The 738-nt window shown below is 41.9% G+C and carries 1 pseudogene; it reads right to left on the reverse strand.

Annotated features, from left to right (window positions below):
* Positions 1-738: pseudogene (locus tag ACFIQC_RS10035) on the reverse strand (hypothetical protein); the annotation flags it as partial.

The following is a 738-nucleotide window of genomic DNA, read 5'->3' on the forward strand; positions in this document are numbered from 1 at the left end:
GTTACATGTTCGGTATAATTACGGTTTGTTGTTATATTGGTACGATACATTGATTTCGTATTTTCACCCGTCCCTGATTGAAGATAAATATCAACCCAAAGATCTGTAGAGGGGTCGTAGACCATTCCCTCTGGTGAACTATAAGGGCGGTGATTTAAACACCAAACTGAATTGGGTAAAATATCCCCTGCCCTATAACCAGACAAGGGGTGACCAGAAATCGTACCAACATCCGCACAAAGCGTATGAAACCCTCCTATCTTGCGCGAATTATTGACGCTGTAACCGTTTGGATACGTAGAGTTTTCTGATACAACAATTTTATGAGAATCTCCCTCCGGTACCAAATAAAGATAATAATCCTTGCCCGCAGAAAGAGACGGCATGCTTATTCTGGCATCTACCGTATAACTTACAACCAAAATATCATGAGTTCGTGGCAAAGTTAGATAGGTTCCTTTTTTCACGGTTAATTGCGCTTTGCCTGTCGCAACAAGAAAAGGGGTGGAAATTGATAAAACCGTTAAATGAGACTGTTTTAGAAAAGTGTTTATCTTTTCTGCGAGATTTTTTGCTTGTGTGGCTACTGTATGAGCTGTTGTCGCTGTTTCCAGAGAACTCTTGATCCCTCCAAGCTCTTGTTTCGTCGTATCGGCTGTTTTTTTGGCTTCTTCTGCTGTCCTTTTCGCTCTATCGGCTACTTCCTTGGCTTTTTCGGCTTCGCTCTTGGCTTGATAG

The sequence above is a fragment of the Bartonella sp. AA126HLJHH genome, from assembly GCF_042197425.1.
In the GTDB taxonomy this organism is placed as follows: Bacteria; Pseudomonadota; Alphaproteobacteria; order Rhizobiales; family Rhizobiaceae; genus Bartonella.